The 19,020-nt window shown below is 38.6% G+C and carries 17 protein-coding genes; 3 read left to right on the top strand and 14 right to left on the bottom strand.

Features of this window, described 5'->3' with window-relative positions:
* Window positions 1–57: 57 nt before the first annotated feature.
* Window positions 58–1,299: a PAS domain-containing sensor histidine kinase gene (locus F824_RS0117050; protein ID WP_022582313.1), complete on the top strand. Its 1,242-nt coding sequence runs from the start codon at window positions 58–60 to the stop codon at window positions 1,297–1,299.
* Window positions 1,274–2,422, top strand: a complete 1,149-nt coding sequence (locus F824_RS26920; protein ID WP_019599139.1) for an ATP-binding response regulator — start codon at window positions 1,274–1,276, stop codon at window positions 2,420–2,422. The genes F824_RS0117050 and F824_RS26920 overlap by 26 nt, the downstream gene beginning before the upstream one ends.
* 556 nt (window positions 2,423–2,978) lie before the next feature.
* On the opposite strand, the gene F824_RS0117030 is transcribed toward F824_RS26920, so the two are convergent.
* The 12 genes from F824_RS0117030 to F824_RS0116960 form a co-directional block, all read right to left on the bottom strand.
* Window positions 2,979–3,290, bottom strand: a complete 312-nt coding sequence (locus F824_RS0117030) for an LbetaH domain-containing protein (protein ID WP_139189880.1) — start codon at window positions 3,288–3,290, stop codon at window positions 2,979–2,981.
* 206 nt (window positions 3,291–3,496) lie between these two features.
* Window positions 3,497–4,300: a YdcF family protein gene (locus F824_RS0117020; RefSeq protein ID WP_019599134.1), complete on the bottom strand. Its 804-nt coding sequence runs from the start codon at window positions 4,298–4,300 to the stop codon at window positions 3,497–3,499.
* A gap of 229 nt (window positions 4,301–4,529) precedes the next feature.
* The gene (locus F824_RS0117010) at window positions 4,530–5,684 is read right to left on the bottom strand and encodes a hypothetical protein (RefSeq protein WP_019599132.1); all 1,155 of its coding nucleotides are present in this window, start codon (window positions 5,682–5,684) and stop codon (window positions 4,530–4,532) included.
* A gap of 11 nt (window positions 5,685–5,695) precedes the next feature.
* Window positions 5,696–6,475 (bottom strand): YjbH domain-containing protein, encoded by a 780-nt coding sequence (locus F824_RS0117005; protein WP_019599131.1) that lies wholly within the window; start codon window positions 6,473–6,475, stop codon window positions 5,696–5,698.
* Window positions 6,472–7,218 carry a hypothetical protein gene (locus F824_RS0117000; RefSeq protein ID WP_139189882.1) on the bottom strand — a complete coding sequence of 249 codons (747 nt, stop codon included), beginning with the start codon at window positions 7,216–7,218 and terminating at the stop codon, window positions 6,472–6,474. The genes F824_RS0117005 and F824_RS0117000 overlap by 4 nt, the downstream gene beginning before the upstream one ends.
* On the bottom strand, window positions 7,215–8,345 hold the full coding sequence (locus tag F824_RS0116995) for a hypothetical protein (RefSeq protein ID WP_139189883.1): 1,131 nt from the start codon (window positions 8,343–8,345) through the stop codon (window positions 7,215–7,217). The genes F824_RS0117000 and F824_RS0116995 overlap by 4 nt, the downstream gene beginning before the upstream one ends.
* 533 nt (window positions 8,346–8,878) lie before the next feature.
* The gene (locus tag F824_RS0116985; RefSeq protein WP_019599127.1) at window positions 8,879–11,107 is read right to left on the bottom strand and encodes an LruC domain-containing protein; all 2,229 of its coding nucleotides are present in this window, start codon (window positions 11,105–11,107) and stop codon (window positions 8,879–8,881) included.
* 448 nt (window positions 11,108–11,555) lie between these two features.
* Window positions 11,556–12,386 carry a hypothetical protein gene (locus tag F824_RS0116980; protein WP_139189884.1) on the bottom strand — a complete coding sequence of 277 codons (831 nt, stop codon included), beginning with the start codon at window positions 12,384–12,386 and terminating at the stop codon, window positions 11,556–11,558.
* Window positions 12,387–12,522: 136 nt separating this feature from the next.
* Complete coding sequence (locus tag F824_RS0116975; protein ID WP_139189885.1) at window positions 12,523–13,596, bottom strand: hypothetical protein; 1,074 nt, start codon at window positions 13,594–13,596, stop codon at window positions 12,523–12,525.
* Between the two features lie 180 nt (window positions 13,597–13,776).
* A complete protein-coding gene (locus F824_RS0116970; protein ID WP_019599124.1) occupies window positions 13,777–14,805 on the bottom strand; it encodes an ATP-grasp domain-containing protein in 1,029 nt (342 codons plus the stop codon).
* 135 nt (window positions 14,806–14,940) lie between these two features.
* Window positions 14,941–15,546 carry a sugar transferase gene (locus tag F824_RS0116965; protein ID WP_026333771.1) on the bottom strand — a complete coding sequence of 202 codons (606 nt, stop codon included), beginning with the start codon at window positions 15,544–15,546 and terminating at the stop codon, window positions 14,941–14,943.
* Between the two features lie 300 nt (window positions 15,547–15,846).
* A complete protein-coding gene (locus F824_RS0116960; RefSeq protein ID WP_019599122.1) occupies window positions 15,847–16,521 on the bottom strand; it encodes a NeuD/PglB/VioB family sugar acetyltransferase in 675 nt (224 codons plus the stop codon).
* A gap of 96 nt (window positions 16,522–16,617) precedes the next feature.
* Here F824_RS0116960 and F824_RS28255 point away from each other — a divergent pair, with 96 nt between their 5' ends.
* Entirely contained in the window at window positions 16,618–16,761 is a 144-nt protein-coding gene (locus tag F824_RS28255) for a hypothetical protein (protein WP_019599121.1), read from the top strand.
* 140 nt (window positions 16,762–16,901) lie between these two features.
* On the opposite strand, the gene F824_RS0116950 is transcribed toward F824_RS28255, so the two are convergent.
* Window positions 16,902–17,672, bottom strand: coding sequence for a sugar-transfer associated ATP-grasp domain-containing protein (locus F824_RS0116950; RefSeq protein ID WP_262500773.1), 771 nt, complete (start codon window positions 17,670–17,672; stop codon window positions 16,902–16,904).
* Between the two features lie 220 nt (window positions 17,673–17,892).
* Complete coding sequence (locus F824_RS0116945) at window positions 17,893–19,017, bottom strand: hypothetical protein (RefSeq protein WP_019599119.1); 1,125 nt, start codon at window positions 19,015–19,017, stop codon at window positions 17,893–17,895.
* Between the last annotated feature and the right edge of the window lie 3 nt (window positions 19,018–19,020).

Genomic DNA, 19,020 nt, shown 5'->3' with positions numbered 1-19,020 from the left:
TATGGATTATTAAAGCCTAATCAAAGTCAGCTTTATGAAAGAGCAGAAGAAATTTTGATGAAAAAAACCTCGAAAATCAATTCCCTTCCAACAGAAGCGGATGCTTTAAGGTTGATCCATGAACTGGAAGTCTACCAGATTGAGCTGGAACTTCAAAACGAAGAATTGAAGCTTGCTAAACTTCAATCCGAAGGTATTGCCCAAAAATACTCATTACTCTATGATTTTGCTCCTATTGGATATTTCACTCTTTCCAATAAAGGTGAAATCCTGGAAATGAATCTAAGTGGGGCCAAAATGCTGGGAAAAACAAGATCTGCCCTTAAGGACACCCCTTTTTATCGATATATACCAAATGAAGAAATCCTTGTATTCAATCTGCTTCTAGAAAAAGCATTTGAAAGTAAGACCAAGGGAGGTATCGAAATCAGGTTATTGAGAAGTGGGTATTCTCCAATTTATACCCAAATGATGATAATAGTGGAAGAGGGTTTTGAAAACCAATGTCTCCTCACAGTCATGGACATTACAGACAAGCAGTTGAATTTGGAGGAACTCAAAATAAACCTTGAAAAAGAGATTGAACTCAATCAGCTGAAATCAAAATTCATTTCGATGACTTCCCATGAACTCCGTACTCCACTCGCAATCATTTTAAGCTCAGCGGATTTAATGAAAATGTTTTCCGAAGGGGTAAAAGAGGAAAAGGTAAAGGAAGAGCTAATCAGACAAATAAAGAAAATCGATATCCAAATCGGTCGTCTCAACCAGATCATCTCTGATGTGTTGCTCCTCGAAAAGAACAATGAAGGGAAACTAACTTTTAGTCAAATGGATGTGGATATTAAGAGCCTACTTCTCCATTTGGCCTTCAATCAATTTGGATTGGATGAAAATGATTCCAAAATCCAACTTGATTTAGGAATTGAGCCCATTTTCGTGAAATCAGACCTAACGTCCCTATCTCATGTATTTCAAAACCTGATTGGTAATGCCCTAAAATATACACCGGTAGGATCTCCAAAACCGATATTGAAAATGATCGCGAAGGAGAAATGGGTCGAAATCCAAATCCAAGATTTTGGGATCGGAATACCCCAAGATGAGACTAAGTTTATTTTTGATGCTTTTTTTAGAGCATCCAATGTGAGCAATATCAAAGGGACTGGTTTGGGGCTTAGTATCGTCCATGATTTGGTCAAGAATCTAGGCGGAAAAATAACCTTTTCCAGCACAGAAAAAAGGGGCTCTGTTTTTGCCATTAACCTTCCATATGAAAGAGAAAGTATTGCTGATTGAAGATGAAATTGAGCTTCAGCAGAATCTCAAAGAAATTCTGGAGTATCACGGGTTTTCTGTGCTCACCGCAGAAAACGGAATAGAGGCCCTTTTTAAAATAAAGAATCAGGATGTAGACTTGATCCTTTGCGATATCATGATGCCGGAGATGGATGGATTTCAGTTTTTAGAAATTTTCCGTACTGAAAAAAAAAATCAACATACCCCATTTATTTTCCTGAGTGCAAAAGTCAGCGCAAGGGATAAGGCAATAGGACTGCAAGAAGGGGCTGACGATTACCTCACCAAACCCATTTCTGCCCGACTTCTTTTGAATTCCATTTATAAGGCATTGGATAAAAAAAATGAAAGAATTTTATGGTCTTCTTTGATGAATGAAAAAGAGAAGGATATTGAATATTCTCACTCCCTTTCCAAAACAACAAGTCCTATATCTGTATTACTCAACGTTCTTGGAAAGCTCAAAACCTCGACCGGTCCGTTGGAGGTCAATGAAGTGTCCCAACTTGTTAATTTGGCCTTTACATCTGCAAAATGGATCCATTCCAGTTTTACAAAACTCCCCCTGTTTACTAATCTTGGTAAATTACAGCCCAAACCCAGCTCGATCAATTTGGGGGATTTGGTCATTGACACCCTCAATGAATTTGGGAAGGAGAGCTTTTTGGCTCATACCGCTATGACCCAGAACATTGTTTTTGACCCGGAGCAGATTCAGTTCATCATCCGAGAACTGCTGGAAAATTCTCTGAAATTCAAATCGGATTCCAATAAGGTTCAGGTAGAGTGGTTTGACAACGAATTATCCGTGAAAAACCAACAAACGATTCTGGCACCAACTGAGGAATTCCCGATAACCGCATTTGCCCAACCATCCGGAGGAGTACACGAGCGAAGGGGCTTGGGTCTAGGCTTGTTTTTGTGTAAAGAATATTGCCGGATCAACAAAGCAAAATTCTCTTGTTCTGTTAATGCCGAAGGAAATTTTATAGCAAAATTATCTTTCCAAATGCCGGAAATGCCATGGAAAGTTAGTTTTCAAATTGCACTATTCAACTGGTTGCTTTTGCCCCTTTTAGGTGTATCAACATTTCTGATCCAGCAAGAAATGGATGAATATTAAAATCCAATTATTTACAATTTTTGAATCACCATAAAGGTAATACCTCCAATCCACCGAATAGCCCGATTTTTTTTAAGTTTAAACCCAATTGAATTCCTACGGCATCATGCATGTTTAAGGAAATCAAACCCGAATTTAACCGAGAATTCCCACATTCATCTCAATAGAAATCCAGATGAATGCGGGAGTTGCTTTTCCTTACCAAGATCTTAAAGGCCAGTAATCTTCCTGCAGCCCTATATATCCCTAGGGGAATATTCAATTGTGACTGATCCAAGGGATATGCTTCCATTTAAAATTAATTAGATGCTCCTTTTCAAGCTCGGAGTATTCCACAGGAAATCTTGTCTTGACGGATTTGATCACCGAATCCATATAGAGGTAATTGCCGTCCCCAAGGGAAATGCCCTAACCTACCAAAGCATTTTCCACCAACAGACAAAACATCCCAATGGATGCGTATTTGCGAATAAGATTCCTTGATTTGTGAACAGAGAAACTTACAAGATGACAATGGTCTGCCACAAAGCAGTAAGGGCCCACAAATACCCCCCTGTCACAGATTTGCCAAAACTGCTGTAGGGTGGATATAACTCAAATAGTTTCCACCTGCCACGGAAATAAATTCAACAAGTTTGATCCTCGAAGCAACACTGTCGACTGCGATGATATATTTGTCCTTAGGCTGCACGATCAAATCTTTCACTTTCCCCAGATACATCATATTGACATCCTGGTAAAGCGGCGCCGGACCCTGATCCTCGACATATCCTGAAAACACATACTCAAAACAGGAATGTGAATTTTCAATCAATTGCACGATGTCCAGCCCCAATCGAGAAGAACCTACAATAATCACGTTTATCAAAACTTTTTTTAATAAAATGGAACATCCAATTCTTAGGCACTGCCAATTCCCTAAATGGAAAACGGCCTTATGAGCCATAGGATCCAGGCAAGGCCCCCACAAACCAAAACTTTGGTTCCATGGTCCAAAGACTCAATTTTTTTAAAAAGAGAGAACATAACCTAAGCAATCTGAAAACAACAGCAAAGTTTAGGAAAACCATATCTTCATTGACTTGCCTCAACGTGAAGCTTCCCTGAAACCAACGATTCCGAAACGGGGAAAAGGCCCAACATGACACGAATTTCCACCCACAGAAGGCCTATCCCTTCATGCAAGAGCGCATTCCATTTCACCAGCGAACGGAGGGACGGAAACCAGTTCAGGCGATTGCCACCAGGATGGATTTTTATTTGAAAATCTGCTGGAGCAGCAATTACTTCCAGACCTACGCGCTCAAATATCCGGGAGGCTCGGGATAAATGCAGGGCTGAACTCACCAATACTATTTTTCTAACTTCAGGAAACTCCCCGATAAAATCCAAAGCCTCCGTTTCCGTCGTCACTCCCTTTTCGATCAGTTGAATCTGTAAAGGATCCACGCCCTGCTCCATCGCCACTGCAGCATACATGGAAGCCTGCGAGACAAAACCCTCTCTGCCCCTGGAAGAAAAGACCAAAAGTTTTTCCGGATGGAGCTTCCAAAGCCTGATCCCCTCAAGTGTCCTTTGCAGGACAGCATGATCCAGCCGCTGATAGACCGAAAGTCCTTCCTCAGGAACGCCCCCCGCTCCCAAAACCAAGATGACGGGAAAATCCTCTGGCACTTCCTGCAGCGAAACAAATTTCCTTTCCTGCCAATGCACCAACTTAGCGCTCAATGGAGACATGAGGATCAAAAAAAACAGCAAGCCAAGTAAACTGATAGCAGGACTTTTTTCCTTCTTAAAAAAGAAGAAAAGTAGCAGTAGAAGCAAAACAAATTCTACCGAGAAAAAGAAACCTGAAAGTACAGATGTCAAAACCAACATACACATGTTATTCAAAAGGAGAATAATATTGACCTTGCTTCAACCCTTAATATGCAGTAAGAATTTCATTTCCATCTGAAATAGCTTTGAAATCAATTAGTTGTAGACTGTATCCAATTTCACCTTATCTGTAAAATGCATTCTTTTCCAAATAGGCGGATTTTCTTGAAGTTTCAATCTCCTTTTGGAGACATAATGCATATTTTGGGTTCAATTGCCAAATGCCAAATCACCTTTGATTTTTGATAAATAAATACCGATGCTGCCGCGTAATATCGGAAAGCATAGGGCCAGATCTGACCCGGGTTCCTATATTGCCCTCATTATTGAAGAAATAGGACCACTTAAAGGATTCTGTCATTCTGAGTTCAGCCTTTTTGGACCTTAATATTTTTCTGGGAACCAGAGGGAAATGCAGCATAAATCCAGCATTAAAACCATTGGTGGTGCTCAGCCCATACAAGCCAACATCCACACTCCCGTATTGCCGGATCAGGTCAACCCTCGCTCCCCGGTCAAAATACATAAATTGCCCCCCTTGCAGTTTCAAAGTCAGCATCTCCTTGGGGAAATAATACTCGAAATCGAAGAGGACCATTTCGTCATTTAAACCCTCCATATACAAACCGGAAGAGGGCAAAATATAGAAACCCGAAACTGCCAGTTCCCATCCAAAACTCCATCTTTTGTCCGCATCAAAAAAACGGTACTGAAGATTTACTCCAAATCGATCATTGTAAAAAAGACCTGTATGACTCAGAAGATAGTGATTGGGCAAGAAATTGGAAAAAGTGCTTAAATAGGTGGGCGCCAATCTGATGTTTTTTTCCTGACTATCCAGTTCATTGACTATGGGAACCAATATCCCGGTGTGCAATCCGAACCCCCTACCCAAATTAACGGTGGTGGCCGTGATCCAATTGATCTTGGTTTGCAAAGGTCGTTCGTGGTACCCAAACCTACTTTGGACTTCAGGCAACATGTAAAAATTAAACCTATACTTGTCTGACTTATACGCATAAGAAAATTCTCTTTTTCTATTTTCTGACAGCGTCTTTCCAACAAAACCATTTCCATCAAACTCATAGCTTCCTAAAGGCACCCCCATGTGCAGTGGCACATAAACTTTCACGATCACCCCGAATTCCTCTGCCAATCTTCTGGCGAGTTTCATCGCATCCAAAGGATTGCGGTATGCCCTATGTTCAAAATAAAGGATGAAATCCTGATCAGTGCTGATGAGCGTTAATACAACCTGCTCAAACCCATTTTTGCTGAGCTGCTCTTCCAGCGAAATTAAATCGGCTTGAGCATAGGATTTGAAGCTTGACATAAAGCCAAAAACAGAAACAAGCAACATGTAAGTCAGTACTGAAACTCTCATAGGGTATTGCCTTAATCTTTCAAGAGAAATCTATACCCAAAACCATATGAGAAAGCTTCCAAACCAAGTAATCTTGCTTGAAAATGCAAACTTTTGAAAAGCAAAACACTTGCACTTGCATTGTAAAATCGACCGTCATATTCAGCGGAAATCCAAAGGCTATTCCATGCACTTAATTGAACACCTCCAAAAAAATCATTGAGATAATGGTTACCAAGGAGTGCCTTATCAACCCATTGAAACTTGGTTTCATCCAAGCCAAGACCTCTAAAAGGTTTCATAAAAACCAAGGGTAAACCGTATCCCCCAGAAAATTCCAATCTAAGATCTTTTGACAGGTCAAAATACTTGGAGAGCAAGATTGCATTGTGATTCAGGGAAGCAGAACCATTGAATTCCGGGGTAATGACTACACCCACGTTGGGGAGCCATCCACGCTGATATATCAAGTCCACCTGCACATCCAGATGCCTGTCCCCTATTCCTATGCGGTCTATGTTTCTGGGCCTGGTCAGCACGGCATTAATCCTGACACGTGAGGCAAAATCAAGATTTCCAACAAAATAATCCTCTTCATCAATCCTCCTCACAAAATTATTGAGGGCAAATTTTTTAGGAACAAAGGAGGTCCCCATATAGAAATACTCCTTTTCATCAGAAATGCCTGGCTTGGGCGTCATCACCAGGCCAGGTTTTCCCAAGAAATTGAGTTGGGCTTGGACATGCTTGGAGTTAAAAAAAAACAACAAACAAACAAAAATCATTGAGGTCCAAAAACCTGATTGCGTCATTGGTTGTGATTGAATTTGTACACCAGACGTATTCCAAATTCAGCACCTTTCGCACTGATTTTCTTCCTTATCGACGCTCCGTTTAATTCATCGGGATAAACCTTGTGGTGGTAAAACCCGGTATTGTACCGAAGATCTGCCATCAAGTCAAATCGATCACTTAGGGGTTTCCGAACTCCCACATGCAAATAAGCGCCATAGTTATTGCCTACAAACGAGATATCATTAAAACCTCCCGGGCCAAAGTTCACTTCTCTGGAAATGCTGTGCTGGATAAAATACCTGTTCAGGCCAGCACCGACAAAGAGAGAAATCTTCTTGGAGGATTCATCCTCACTGTCTAGGGAGTCAGAAAAAAATATATTGTAGTTTATGCCAATACTCGTGGGAATTATCCTTTGGCTGATTGTTTCCTTTCTGATCAAATCACCTACCACAAAAGTAGTTTCATACTTACCGGTTCCATAACCCACCCTTGACAGCAGGGAGAATTTTTCATTTAAAGCAAGCTCTGCGGCCAGGGAGGTGATGTGGGTCGGATTAAGCGAACCTTCCTCAGTAGGGGGATTGACTAAGGCGGATCTTTCATCAGGGGTATTGTAGGACCTCAACCAGAGCGAAGAGCCTATGGAGACATTTTCCAGCTTGACCTGTGCGCTTACCTCCATCGGGATATAAAAAAACAGAAACAGTGTGCAGACGAAGAAACTATACTTTAATCTTGAATTATTTATTCCTATCATGATCCCCCTCCTTGATTGTGGCAATTGTTAAGTGCTCCGATTTTAGTACTATTCAAATCCTTGATGACTTCATCAAAAACCGCAATGAGTTTTTCGATGAAATTGTTGTAAGCCTGATCCGTTCTGCCAATATCTATTTGGTAAATAGTGTCAATAGCCGCTGTAATGGTGTCTTCCATCATAATCAAGTTTTGCCTTGACTTCACCAGGAATGCTACCAAAAACACCTTGACTCCATAATAAATCTCCTCTGTTATTTTTCCTTCTGCCAACAATTCATTGGAGGCAATATTCACGGCAATGCCAAGCCTCCTCAGTTCATCTACACTTCCCTGAAGGGTATCCGTCAGATAGGCAAAGCGTTCGGATTTGATATTCAAAATATCCTCCCGAATGCCCTCATAAAACTCTTGGCTTTGGAGAATCTGCTCTTCGGATTGGCTTACAAGAAGATTCAGCGTTTCCTGATAGACCACTTCTATGGCATCGCTGCAAGGCGTGACAAGTGTGGGATTTGCGCTGTAAACAGAATTAAATTTAAATTCTTTCAAATGATCTGAAGTTCCCAGACTTAATCTGGCATCTGGCCGAGGAGGGATGTCATAAAAATTAAAAATAATCCCATCAATCTTTGGAGGCACATAAGTAGGCAAATAAGCCGCTAAAGCACTATTTTCTTCGACGTGAAAAAATAAGTCTGTAAACAATTTCTCCAAGGGGATCGTGGTGTCAAGAATATTGTCAACATCTCGGACATTGATTTCTCTTAACCTTGCATCCATCAGGGCAGGATTCCGCAAATCGGTGAAATTTTTTAATACCCTCTCATTTTCGACCTTCAAATTATCCCTTAGAACTGCCGTAAGAATGTCTTCTACCAATTCCATCGTACCAGCGGACAGTGTAATGCCACCAGGTTCAAAAATACTGCGCTCAGGCACCTCTTTTTCTACCTCTGGAAGATCACCTTTGTCATTAAAGTCATTGATCACGTATTTGTAAGGAGCGATATTGTCCAGGTCCATTGGAGCACAGGCAAACAGACAAAACATGCCCGTAAATACAGCCGGAAGCAAACGCCTCGATAATCTGGAAAGATGGGTACTTATAGGATGTTGAAAAAACATATAATTTAAAGGTAAAATTGGAACATAAATATATTTTGACTTGAAGCCCTATCCAAATTACACTGACTTCAAAGCAACAGGCTGATGATTTATGTAAATAAAAGGTGTCTCAAAAATTACTTTTTTTTACTGCACATTTAATTTGTGTATCTAACTGCATTGTGGATTATCAATTCTATTATTCAATTCAAAATTTTTTAACCCGGTTATCGGGTTAAAAACCCCTGTTATGCCAATCCTTTTTCCCCAAACAACCTGATTTACTTTCAATTTCAACCGCATTTGGAAGCCTGATGCATATTCCATCTAACTTACATCAAGTTAGATCCTTTACGTTACTTTTCCGTTGTCTTAGAATTCGGGTTCAAAAGCTTTATTTTTCTTGATCTAGGCTTGATGGCGGAATCATGAACTAAAAAACAGGGAACAAAAGTTAAAAAGGTTACCCGAACCATCAGATAACCTTTTGAATAGTATAGAAAACAAATGAAATTTAAACTATCAAACCTTCACTGCATCAAATAAGATGAAACCTATGGCCTCTTCCCTTTATTCCGGTTCGTTTTCTCAGCAGCTTTGGTATCATACCAGTTCCCTGGGCCAGAAATAGCCCCGGTGGTCGCCCACTGAACCAAATCAGGATAAGCAAGATTGATCTGCACCCGATCCTTTGGCAGTTCAATTTGTGTAGGGGTTTGGATCGCCCAAGGGAGCCCCTGACCAAATCCCAAGGCATTATTCGCTTTCGTAGAGTAGGATGTCCCAACACCGGTATCATCACTTCCTTGTCCAAAATACCTCGAGTCGGCCAAAGTAGAAGGAGATGTTCCTATCAGATTGATTTCTCTTCCCCTATTCCCATTGACATAAATAAAAGGACTGAAGGAGAAATCAGACAAAACAGCAGTCCTGTCATACACCACGGAGAATTTAACATTATAATCATCATCAAATGCCTCAGCACAAACACCATTTTTAGTACGATCCGGTGTATTTAAACAATCATTGTTGATTATAGTATTCACATCCTTGAAGACAATAAAACTACCGGGTATACTTTCCGCAATTGGCAAAGCAATATCTGCAGGCGATCTATTGGTCATCTTAAGGCTATGGTGCGCTGGCATTCCTAGCAGTCTAACGCCAAAGGAATTGTTAAAGGCAGCAGATACGGCAATCAATTTGAAATCCATTTCCACTTCCCCGATCAATGAACGGGTCCCTGTTTTTACCACATAATTATAATCCACTACCATATCATTGAAATCCGCATCTCCAAGACTCGGCCAGTTGTCTTCAAACATTACCCTGGTGTAGGCATTTTCTGCCGGATGGTAAGTATAATTAAACATTTCAATTCCTAAAAAATTATTATAATAGGGCATGATAGGTAAAGGAGTTCCGGATTTTTTTTCCGCTAAAGAGGAAAATTCAGATGGGTTTAAAGAAGGAAATGTCAACATCAATTTTACGTCGCCATAGTCCGTATTAAGAACGAAATCACCTGTAGCAGATGCTCCTGCAGGATAATCAGATCTGTAATTTTGTTCAAACCCAACGATTATAGAATTTGTTAAAGAGATGGGATGATCCACAGAAACCCCACTAGAGAAAGAAGGATATTTTAGCGCAACAAGTCTTCTGGTAATATTTTGATTGTCCCCTTTTTGGTCAGCTTCTACATCCTGGGAAAGCTTTAATTTATTAACGTCCAAATTCCCATTGCTTGAATCAAATGCTCTTTCCAAAAAGAATAATCCAATTTCCGTTCCTGAAGGGAAAATTGATGAACCATTTGATACATCTTTCAAGCTTATAGAATGGCCGGTAAGAAGTACAGCCTCTGAATTGTCATTGAATCCAGTATTTGGGAAAGTAATAACCTCAGTAAAATTTACATCGCCTGGCTTTTTATACTTGTATCCAACCGAATGGTTATACCGTCTGTCTGAGTCAAGAAAAGTTAACTCGACAGAGGTGGATTTAGGTAAAATAAAATTTTGTTCAAGTACAACGTTTTGTCCGAATGTAGCAAAAAATTCATAAAACAAAGTGCTTGGCGGGGTAAAACCAACTAACCTTTGTCTACCATTGGCATTGCTATCGAAGGTTAAGTTATTGAGATTTGTTGTCGGACCGGTTGAAACAGCAAACAAAATGTCCAATCTATTTAAAAAATCTGACTGAATAAATTTATTATAAAGTCCAACAGATGGCAAGCCACTATCATTCCAGGCATTTGTACTCAAGGTTGAGTATCCTGGAATTGTTCTCAAAGACAAAGGATTCGTTCCCGCTGAAGATTTTGGATCTTTGGGGATTTCGTAGGAAAATGTGAAATTCTTACCACTGCGTATCACCTCGTATACCTGGTTGATTCCAGATGAGGCAGAATATAAGTAAAGCGTATTGATGTTCTTGGCGATTTTTAAAGGAGAGGAAAAATTTCCGTCTTTGTCCAAATGAAATGTAGCATGTTTTGCAGATTTAGAAAAGTCATATCCTCCTTCGGATTTGGTAGGTTTGCCGCTGTAGGCCACAAAATTTGCTCCTTTGTAAGGAATTCCACCCATCAGTTTAAACTGTACACTTAAATTAACATCATCTATCGAACTAAAATCAAAATGAGGTAATATTTTCATTGCGTAAAAATCAACTGATGATGCAGTCAATTTATTGATATCATTTGTATTCTCCTCAAACAAGCAGGAGGAGAATACAAACAAGGGAAAAACCAAAAAGAACCTTAAACAATGTTTCATATTTTTAATTTTTTTATTTCTGAATGCAAAAAACCATAAAAAAAATCAAACCATTTCCAGGCAATTAGTACTTAATATACGTATGGTATTTATTTGTTAATTAAGTGGATTTTCAGGAAATACTACAAGATCAGTTTCATACTTTATACTGTAATTCCCAACACTTTTTCACTAAGCCACACTTTGCCTTTCTTTTATGCCTATCCTTTGCATGAAACTTTCATTCCAATGTGATTTTTTAAACAATGACGCGCAGCGCTTTTTTTTACTGAAACCCGTTTTATGCATTTCCAATCCCGTTCCAAACTAAAAATACTTCAAAATCAGTCGGTTGTCGACGGTTTATGACTTCACCGTTTTGGTACAATGCCTTATTCTCCAAATGGTTTGATTTTCTTGCAGTTTCAACACCTATTGCAAAACCTACTTTTCGGGTTAAATACCAGGATTAAATCCCAACAACCCTCTCTTGTAAAAAATATTGGGCAAGGTTGAACTTCTCATTTAATTTCGCCCAATTCACATCGTTCTGATAGGGCACATTGATTTTAGCCAAATACAAATACTTATTTTGGGGATAGGAAGGGATAAACAGCTTATTGATATAATCTACTTGATGTACTTTTTTTCCCTTTGCTAACAATAGGGCAAAAAGCAAAAGGTCATCTGTTGTTTTGAATTCATCAATCAAATGCCTGATTTGATGCAAGTCAAATTCTGAAAATATGCTTCTTGGGAACAATACTCCCCCACCACCTAAGGGAAGTAACTTGTAATCAAACCTTTGCGCATCTGGCTTTGAAAAAGTCCATTTTTTATAAGGAAGAAAATCACCCGCAGATGTGTATTTGATTCTTCTTGCACTGTGACAATGAACTACATCCGGAAACTTCTGGTGGGATTCAATCAACAATGTGATAAATAAAGGAGGATATATATAATCATCATCACAAATAATGATGTGTTTATTTGGAAATTCCTTCATAGAAAAAAAATATTTTTTATGGGATCCCAAATCTTCCACATATCGGATTTCAAATCTTTCATCTACCAAAACGGCTAATGTGACGGGTATATTCCCCACATTCCACTCCTCTTTTCCCAGCCATAATATGATTTTGACAGTTGACTTATGTTGGTTTTTTAAAGAAAGTATTGTTTTGGGGGTTTCATAGACTCTCTTACCATAGGAGGTCAGTGAAATGATATAGTCTTCCTGATCCTCTCCAAAATATTCCCTGTGCACGGGCATCAAAGCCGACATAACCAAACGTGTCATTACCCATCCAAAAACCTCTCGTACTTTAAACTTAATGTAAATAGAGTTAACAGGAAAAATTTTATACAGCTTGTGAATGAAATAGTAAATTTTTAAAAGCAAGGTTCGTGAATTTATTTAATCAAAAACATCTATTTCATCCCCTTTCAGAAGAGATCATCCATCCCAATTCATCGCTACTTAGAAACTCAATATCTGGATATAGACTGATCAATTTATCCAAAAATTCCCCTAGCACCTGCAAGTTTTTTTTTCTGTTCTCAGGTTCCAAAGACCCAATATAATTCAGCCGATGAGTGGATATAACAGCTGGTTTTCCCCAACGAAAAGCTGTGGAAACCTCAGCAAGGGCCGTATGAACCCAATCCCGATGAGGTGCAGTCACAGGCTCAAAACTAACATTTCTGATCATATAACTCATTCCATTTAAAGATTTTTCTCCTATGTAATGCCGCTTGATCTGAGTTTGCTTTTGCCCAATAATAGACCTCTTCTGGGCCCGTCCACCTTGGATAAATTTAACCTCATTTGCTGCCCATACTTTCTCTACAGCAGCACCCCAGGTATAACAAGGAGCAATTATCGAATCAGACTTAAACCCCCAGATTTGTTCAAAAAGCGACATTCCCTCTGCAATGCTATCTCTTACCATTGGGATGTCTGCTTTTTCATACATCGCCATTGCGTCCAAATACCCACTCTCCAAAGCATACATCCCTTCGTCAAAGGCGTCCAGATATATAGGATCAGCAGCTCTTAGCCGAGCCAGCCATCGGTTAATGTGCACATGTTCCCTTCCATGAAACTGCATCCTGAAACATCCTGCTGCCACCCCTTCTCCATATAGCGCTACCACTTGATTCTTGTTAGAAAATCTTTCTAAGGTCTGATAAAAAGGTTCAAAATAATATTTCTTATATCCTGCATCTTTTATTCTATCAAAGTCGGGATTGCCCATGATCATGTTCATGGTAAACTTAGCCGGCTTTCCTCTACTGTCTTTATAAACTGAAAGCAGTTCCAAAAGCATGCGCAAATCCTCATTGGACTCAAGCGAATCAAAGCGATCAAAGACAGAGTGATGGACATTATAACCCTTTTTTTCCAGGCGGTTAAAAGATGCCTTTGACGCCATTCGCTGCATCCCCCAATCATCGCTCTCAAAAACCACTACTTTTTTATGAGTCCTCCAGCCAGGAACATTAATCAAATTATTTTTTATTAGGCGAAATAGGCTACTCATCAAATAGTTTTATTAAATTTAGAAAGACCTCAGTGTAATCATTTTAATGGATATTAACCTTGTTTTCCTACTCCCTTAGGAAAAAAAACACCAAAATTTATCGGTTCTAAAATATATTTCTTGAAAATATTATTGTTTAACTTTGATTTAAAAAGGCTTGTCTACACCAACTTTTTTCAATAAAATCTCGATCATCCAGTGCTCGGGGATAAACCTACCGTCATGCCAAATTAAGTTTTTATCCCAATATCCCGGACAAAGCCTGAATACTTCCGGTGAAAATCCATAGCTAACTTCAATGATTCTCGGATTTTGTTGCTGATCAATTACAAAATCAAAGGCGAAACACTGACCTTTTAGCTTTTGATTGGCTTTAAAGGCTGATTCCACACACGATAAGGGAATCATATCAGGGTCATGAGAAAAATGACCCGAACCTGAAGCCCTAAAATCGTCTTTTCTTACCCATCGGGTAATGGCAAAGGCCTTGTTGCCGATCACAATCACCCGGATATCAGAAGGATTATTGGGGACAAATTCCTGAAATAAAACATAGCCCCTTTCCTTCCCTTGAACAGTGGCGTACTCAGGATAGTGGACAAACCGCAACAGCCCTTTCACGAGACTAATCCAATGAGCCTTGCCGTTTTTAAATTGATAAACTCTTTCCTTCAGGCTGTTATAGGGTGAATAATTTGAAAAGCCTTTTCCAAAAGCTTTGAGGATAATCTTTCTGGCTTCATTATAATTCACGACCAATTGTACATGCTTGGATCCTGAGCCTGTTTTTAGTTTATGTACCATTGGAAAATTTGTCCCCTTCGCCCAAGATAAAGCGTGCTCAGTGTCATAAAAAACAAAAGTTTTGACCAAAGGAAGTTCCAATGACTCCAATAAATATTTTTGGGCTAATTTATCATCAAAATGCCAGTTTGTCCTATAATCGGGGAAAACTGGAAAACCCAGATGTGAAAGAGCCGCTAAAATCGTCTTGGCAGCAATCAAATCTTTGGGGACCATATGGGAATGATGCCATAGCAGCGCCTCAAATCCCTTCAATTGTTCGATGATATCATCGTCCAAACAATTCACCAATTTAAATGGGATACCCTGCTCCTGACAGTAAACGATCCAGGCGGGATGAAAACCGCTTTTACTGTTATGAATGGCGATCAAGTAAAAAGAATTGAATCAATGACTTTCATTTATTTTTTGATGGAACGCAGATGACGCGGATTAAACAGATTAAAAAGGATTTTTTTTGTTTTTTATATCACCGACCATCCGCCCAATCTGCGTGCTCTCTTCAACCTAATTCACCCCATTAAAAGGCTCCATTGGCCGGGCATCAGATTGATTGACCCCTTCCCTCTGTATGATTTTCAAAATCGTCAACCAGAAAATCTTGAAATCCAGACTAAAACTCAGTTTATCTACATACACAATATCCAATTCAAATTTTTTGGTCCAGGAGATACTGTTTCGCCCATTTATTTGGGCCCAACCGGTAATTCCAGGCCTGACCTGATGCCTCCTATATTGCTTTTGATTGTATAAAGGAAGGTATTTAAAAAGTAAGGGACGAGGACCAATAAGGCTCATATCCCCCTTCAGGACATTGATCAATTGTGGCAGTTCGTCCAAAGAAAATTTCCTTACATACTTCCCAAAAAGAGTCGTTCGCTCTATATCGGGAAGCAAGTTACCATCATCGCCTTTTTTGTCATTCATGGACTTGAACTTGATGATGTGAAATGGTTGCTGGTCTTTTCCCGGTCGTTCCTGAAAGAAAAAAGCCTTCCCCCTATTCTGTATCAACAATACACCCCAAGTGAGTAAAAAAAAAGGGCAGGACAATATCAATACCAGCAAAGCCAATATTATATCTAAGGGTCTTTTTAAATAATTCTTATACATTATAAATATTCTATTTCTTTAGATTCTATATACCCTGAAATTTTGATAAATACCAAAACCTAAAAAAAATGATAAACATACTGATTCTGGCAATAACATTTATCTTACAAATTAAGACAATATGAACCGATTTATAAAAAGTAAATTATTTTTTCCACCTCTTTTTAAGTATTCTAAACTTTGTATCATCAATCTAAAAAAATAAATGTACTATCATACAACTAAGTAACATTATGATGATGATTACTGATACCAAAACATGGAAACCTATTTTCAATACCTACATGTAGGGAAAAAAAATTAAAAGGTATTGTATTTTAAATTTGGATATATTTTTTTTATTTCATGCCGCAGTAATAATTTTGCAGGAACACCAGCAGATTTTGAATAGGCGGGAATATCTTCAATCACCATTGCTTGACCACCCACAATTGCAAAATCCTCAATTCTAATGGTTTGTTTGGTTGAGGTACCGATTCCCATTTCTACTCCAATACCAATATTCGTGTGCCCTCCAAGATTTACTCCAGGTGCTAAACTGGTATAATCGCCAATGATAACATCATGACCCAGAGCACAATTCATATTGATTACAACAAAAGAACCGATCTCACATCCATAGTTAACAGCGGTCCCAGGATATATGATCGTACCCTCTGCAATGTTTACACCATTGGAAATCCAAGCATTTTTTGAAATAATGGCAGGAAAAATAAAATTGCCAATATTGTTTAATCTTGTGATAATTTTAGATTTTATTTGGGAAAAAGCAATTCCTATAATCAATTTTGATCCGGGATAATTTTTTAAGAAATCTAATCCACCAAGAACTGGATATCCGCAAAATTCCTTCCCATGCTTACTGGAGTCATCGTCTAAAAAACCCCACAATTTTTGACCTTTACTGTATCCTTCCCAATTGGAGGCAATATGCCCTCCAACACTACCTGCCCCGACAATAAATAATTTATCCATGATTAAATTAAGTAATAAATTATCTAACAAATTGAATAGTGTAAATGATATGCTTTATTAAATAAATGATGTGTAAAAAATAAGGTCGGTTTTTTTATGAAAAAGGAAATTATTCAAAAAAAACCAATCGCGATAGGACCGGTAATAATTGACTCATTAAATTATTTACATTCTTTTAAAAAAAAAATAAATATTGTTTCAAAAGAAACGAAAAATTTAATGCCTATTGAAATGGTTTAAAACCATGATGACAATCTCATTCTATCTGATTACTGTTGATTTAAACCGGATATTCAAAAACTTTATACTGGATTCAAGTCCCAAGTAAAACAATATCAGGATTAGGCCAAACGGAAATAATCTTTTTATCCATACCAAGCTCAATATTTTTCTAAAATAGATTTCAAGCCTTTCTTTACCGGCAGCTGCCACAATAACTTGCACCAGTCGTGGTTCCCTTCAATCAATCCTGGTCCTTTTGCCGTAATCACCACATCCCAGCCGATAGAACGATTCTGGGGATGCTTTAATGCCGCCCGCTTCACCATTTCAATACTCTCTTTCCAGAAAGGGACCTGAAAGCCCACTATGTTCACTCCCGTGACTGGGTGAAATTCTTCGTCAATCTTGGTGATGTCACTGTATACCCCAGGTCCTGTAACTAGACCTGTAAACTCTTCCACAGGTGCCGCAAGATTCCCCGCTGCCATATTGTCAACAGAAGAATTGACAGATATCCGCAATCTGCAACCAAGAATCTCTACCTCATCACTCTCATTCAACTGAGTAAAAATTCTAATCGTATTCACGGCTGAAGGACTTAAGGCATGTAGATCAGGATGCTGGATAATATATTCTTCCACCAAATCATATTCAGTAGATTGCAATCTCTTGTATACCAATTCCGGAGTAAAGTCCTTGCAGTTGACAATGTCCACTTGAGCGCCACATTTACCATCAGCAGATTTGAAAACCAACTTCCCAGAGGAATTAATCAACAGAAGGTGTATTCCTTTTTCATTTTTCTTCATACTGGCGAGATCCTCTACACCATGCACCAAAAACTCCTTGTATTCTAGTGCAAACTGCCTTTTATCGTCCAAGATTCCACGTGTTTTAGGCGGGTTATTTTTTCGCTGATACTCATACATCAAGCCTGTTCCAGCCCAACACAGCTTTTCTTTATGGGATTTCTCAAAAAAACGAAATTGGAAATATTCCAAAAGAGATATGTTGTATCGAAAAACTGAAATTAATACATCCCATTTAACCTTGAGCATTGATTTACCTGTTTGTTTATTTACATAATTTAAAAATTTGTAAAACTTTTCTCTGTCAAGTTGTTTGAGGTAATACCCCAAATATAAAATTCTATTTACCATTATTTATGATGTCTACAAGTTCATCCATTCCTACAAATTCTACATCTGGATAAGCTTTGACAACTTTTATGAGAAGCGCTTTTAAAGCTGACAATCCTTTTTGCCTATTGGAAGGATCAATAAGCCCACAAAAATTAACGCGGTGCGAACTCACAATAGCCGGTTTACCCCAGAAAAAAGCTGCTTTAATTTGCTCAAAAGTAAAATCAACCCAATCTATGTTTCTGCTATTCGGCTCAAACATACAATTTCGAACGACCGTAACATGATTTTGGTCTTTTTGAACACCCAACTTATTTTTTTCGATTAGGTAATTTCCCTCACCAAGATGCACCCAATGAGATCTTGGTCTATCAATCGCTTTTATTCCCAAAGACTCTAGATAGCTATATAGTTCTGGGTGCAGTAACATAGCAGGTGGAGTAAAGGTTGCTGACTTATAACCGTATACAGTTTCAAAACAATCCAATCCATCTTTGATGATTGCTTTATGATTATCAATATCGCTTTTGTTCCAAAATGAAAAAGCCTCATTAAACCTAACCTTTGGAAGTGCCTCATGATTGGGAATTCCCGCTAAAGATTTAAGCGCTAAATTGTCCATTAAGTCGGGATTTTTATCTTTCAAAAGACGATTGAAAGCCATAACATTCAAATGCTCTCGACCATGGAACTGCGGCTTGATTAATCGCAAAGAAATGCCCTCTTGAAGAAGCTTAAAAGTTCCTTTCCAAATTGTTGGATTAACCTCCTCCAACCTTGAGTAAGTGAGGTCTAAATTTTCATGGACAAATTTATCTTCACTGAGAGTTTTCGAAAAGTCAACATTAGCAGGCAAAGCATAAGTGGTGAAAACTGCTGATTTCCCATCTTTATCTTTTACTGATTGTAAAACAGCAAATAGCATTTCATAATCCTCCCTTGTATCCAATGAATCAAAATTATTAAAACGACCTTTTAAAGAAACCCCTTTAGCTTTGAGTTGATCTTTAGCCTCTACACTTGAAAGGCGAATATTCCCATAATCATCTACTGCAAAAGCAAGCAACTTACGATTAGACTTCCAACCTGGAATATTTTTGAAATAATTAGTAAGTGTGTTTTTTAATCCCATTTT

The organism is Rhodonellum psychrophilum GCM71 = DSM 17998 (assembly GCF_000381545.1).
In the GTDB taxonomy this organism is placed as follows: Bacteria; Bacteroidota; Bacteroidia; order Cytophagales; family Cyclobacteriaceae; genus Rhodonellum; species Rhodonellum psychrophilum.
Note: the sequence above shows the minus strand (reverse complement) of the source record. Positions and strands in the feature narration are given on the sequence as shown.